The sequence below is a fragment of the Chamaesiphon sp. OTE_8_metabat_110 genome (assembly GCF_031382685.1).
Lineage (GTDB): Bacteria > Cyanobacteriota > Cyanobacteriia > Cyanobacteriales > Chamaesiphonaceae > Chamaesiphon.
Map to the genome: position 1 here is coordinate 1 of NZ_JANMZA010000465.1, position 2,662 is coordinate 2,662.

3 protein-coding genes are annotated in these 2,662 nt (G+C 45.7%); all 3 read right to left on the bottom strand.

Annotated elements, in window-relative coordinates; all coding sequences use genetic code 11:
• The coding region (locus RMO52_RS17105; RefSeq protein ID WP_310416587.1) for an SRPBCC family protein at positions 1-175 on the bottom strand (175 nt) is incomplete at its 3' end.
• A gap of 200 nt (positions 176-375) precedes the next feature.
• Positions 376-1,770 carry a GTP-binding protein gene (locus RMO52_RS17110; protein ID WP_310416579.1) on the bottom strand — a complete coding sequence of 465 codons (1,395 nt, stop codon included), beginning with the start codon at positions 1,768-1,770 and terminating at the stop codon, positions 376-378.
• A gap of 130 nt (positions 1,771-1,900) precedes the next feature.
• The coding region (locus RMO52_RS17115) for an NAD(P)H-dependent glycerol-3-phosphate dehydrogenase (RefSeq protein ID WP_310416582.1) at positions 1,901-2,662 on the bottom strand (762 nt) is incomplete at its 5' end.

A 2,662-nucleotide genomic window follows, 5' to 3' on the forward strand; every position in this document is an offset into this window, starting at 1 on the left:
CCGGAATTTGAATGGTAAATTTACTTTTACTACCGACACTAGTGCGCCACTCTCCTAGCGGTTCGCATTTGAGCAGCGGATTGAGCCATCGCTGCATCAAATCTAAATCGGTGATACATTTATCTACGGCTGTGGCACTTGCTTTGATCTGAATTGATTGTTCAAAAGTAGGCATCTTTTGGGATTGGGCTTTAGGCTTTAGGCTTTGGGCTTTAGGGGTTAGGAAGTGGGCTTTAGACTTTAGGTTTTGGGCTTTAGGGGTTAGATTTGGATTCAGATTTAACGATCGAATTTTAGGTGTTGATTTTTGCTTCTAAATATTGGATTTTCTACTCTAGAACGCCCGCGTTCTTCTTATCCCCTAAAGCCTAAAGCCTAAAGCCTAATTCCTAATTCCTGCTTGATCCGATCGACGATCGAGTGTTCATCAATGGTAACAAGAATTTGAGTAATGACGGCTTTAGGGCTATCCTCACCCCAAGAAGCACCATTAGTTAGGTAAGTTTTGGTAACTTGTCCGATGGTATAGGTGGAGACGCCAGCAATACTAGCTTGAGTGAGGGCGATCGCCGTGTAGGGTGCGATACTAATACCGCCTGTAGCGGGGGCTACCAGCGCCAGCAAGCCCTTGATGCCGCTCAAACCGAGTTTAGCGATCGATTCACTAATAGTGATGCCGCCCATGCCCATTAAAATGCTCTGAAGGAGCTTGGTGGCACCAGATCGAGTCATCGGAATCCCATATAATTTGGATAGGCGAATTACCATCGCGATATCGATGGCGACACCACCGATGATATCTGCCGCTGTGAGTGGGTTGAGAGCAACTGCGATCGCTTTAGCCATCACAAATTGCCAGATAATATCATTAGCTGCTTCCTCGCGACTATCCATCTTGAGATCGAGCGTCTGTTTTTGGATGCGATCGGCTGCTAGCATAGCATTGAGTGCTGCTAGCGATTTACCTTCCCGCTGTAAGATTTCGACGATCCGCGATTTGAGAGCAGCGACTTGAGGGGTACTCGGATGATAACTTACCCCCATACTGCCATCTTCCCGCTCGCTAGCCCGTACTACTAACGGTGCGGCGGCTACCATGACAATCTCATCGGGACTGAGAATTTCGCGCACGCGCTCATCCCGAATTTTGGCATAGATATTCAGCTTATCGCGATCGGGATACAGATCGACTTTATTAAATACTAATAACATCGGTTTTCCCGCACTTCTAAGCTGAGAAAGCGTCTTCAATTCGAGTTCGGTGATATCGCCAGCAATGACAAACAAAATCAAATCTGCTTGCCGCGCAATTTCCCCAGCGAGTAACTGTCTTTCTTCGCCATCAACTTCATCAATCCCTGGCGTATCGATAAATTCGATCGCTTCATGTAAAGTATCGGGAGTATCTTTATCCAGATCGAAAGCATCCTGCCAATTATCGACTTCCCACACTACTTGCTGGCGCTCTTGCGTCACGCCATGCAGGACACCTGCTGCAAATACTGCTTGCCCGATTAAGGCATTTAATAGCGAAGATTTACCGCGTCCCACCATCCCAAAAACAGCAACTTGAAACACCGCTCGATCGAGTTTGATTAACATCTCACTCAATTCGGCAATCTCTGATTCTAAACCAGATCTTTCGCGTTGGCTGAGATCCAAATTGACTAACATCCGCCGCAAAGTATCCCGCGCTTGCTGATAGTTTCGCTCGGACTGCATCGTATTAAAACTCGCGATCGCATCTGCTAAATTTAGAGTATCTTCCATTGTAGAGATTAGGGAATAGGGGATAGGGAATAGGGATTGAATCTAGAGTTAAGAGAATTTTAATTGTCGATTATAAAACTTGGTTTTTAGCTGTAGACTAATAGCTATCCCCTATCCCCTATTCCCTAACTTAATACTCTGATTTGCGATCGCGAGACATCAATGCCACGATTGCTTCTGGTGCGGTAATCTGACCTTGCAGCAAGCGATCGACTAGTACGGTAATCGGCATATAAATTTGATTTTTGCTGGCAACTTGGCTCAATACTTTGGTTGTATTTATCCCTTCCGCAGTACCTTGAAGAGTAGCTAAAACTTCACTGAGAGTTTTACCTTGAGCTAATCCATAACCCACCTGATAATTTCGACTGAGCGGACTATTACAAGTTGCCAATAAGTCGCCCAAACCAGATAATCCATAAAAGGTTTCGGTTTTACCACCCCAATATTGACCGATCCGAATAATTTCTGCCAATCCTCGCGTCAATAGTGCCGATTTAGCATTATTTCCTAAGTTTAAACCGTCGCAGGTACCAGCCGCGATCGCAATGACATTTTTGACTGTCCCGGCAATCTCCACGCCGATCGGATCGTCATTAGTATAAACTCGAAATTGTGGTGAAGAAAATATCCCTTGAATTTTAGTAGCAGCCACCGCATCATCGGCAGCAATTACCGTTGCTGCTGGTAAGCCTTGCTGGATTTCTAGGGACAAATTAGGGCCAGATAAGACCACAATCGGATTGTGTGGAAATGCCGTCTGCCATAACTTTGCTGGCGTACAATTGGTTTGAGCATCCAATCCTTTGGTTGCGGTAACGATGATTTGATGGGGTGCGATCGATCCTTGCAATCGATCGATAACTGCCCGAACTCCCGACATCGAAACAGC

What these genes read in the sequence shown, in the direction of transcription:
- RMO52_RS17110 (WP_310416579.1), bottom strand. Translation starts at nt 1,770, where the DNA reads ATGGAAGATACTCTAAATTTAGCAGATGCGATCGCGAGTTTTAATACG.